The sequence below is a fragment of the Paenibacillus sp. J23TS9 genome, assembly GCF_018403225.1.
In the GTDB taxonomy this organism is placed as follows: domain Bacteria; phylum Bacillota; class Bacilli; order Paenibacillales; family Paenibacillaceae; genus Paenibacillus_AQ.
In genome coordinates, this window is the sequence record NZ_BOSG01000025.1 from 1 (window position 1) to 457 (window position 457).

Genomic DNA, 457 nt, shown 5'->3' on the forward strand with positions numbered 1-457 from the left:
GGATCAATGCTTGCTTACAGCTCCCCGGGGCAGTATCGTTGTTCGCCACGTCCTTCTTCGGCTCCTAGTGCCTAGGCATCCTCCGTGTGCTCTTAGTAGCTTAACCATTGACTCCTGTTTGGCTCGCCTCGCTCCGTTGTTTTGTGCTTCGCACAAAGCCAAAGTCGCTCTTCAATCCAAACACTCGTCTGCTACTTTTGTTACTTGGTCAATAAATTGACACAAGCAGCTAAAAGGATATTTCTAAAACGCAAATTCGTTTCGTTATCTAGTTTTCAAGGATCAATCGATCAAATTTCCGTTCATCACGAATGTGTGAATGAAAGTTTAATCAAGTTTTAGATGAAAATGATTGGTGGAGCCAAGCGGGATCGAACCGCTGACCTCCTGCTTGCAAGGCAGGCGCTCTCCCAGCTGAGCTATGGCCCCATAGTTCACTTCATAAGTGAAGTATGGC

General features: G+C 46.4%; 1 tRNA gene and 1 rRNA gene. Both read right to left on the minus strand.

The features are described 5' to 3' along the window. A 23S ribosomal RNA gene (locus KJS65_RS29540) occupies positions 1 to 106 on the minus strand; the annotation flags it as partial. A gap of 247 nt (positions 107 to 353) precedes the next feature. Then, positions 354 to 429, minus strand: a tRNA-Ala gene (locus KJS65_RS29545). Positions 430 to 457: the final 28 nt, after the last annotated feature.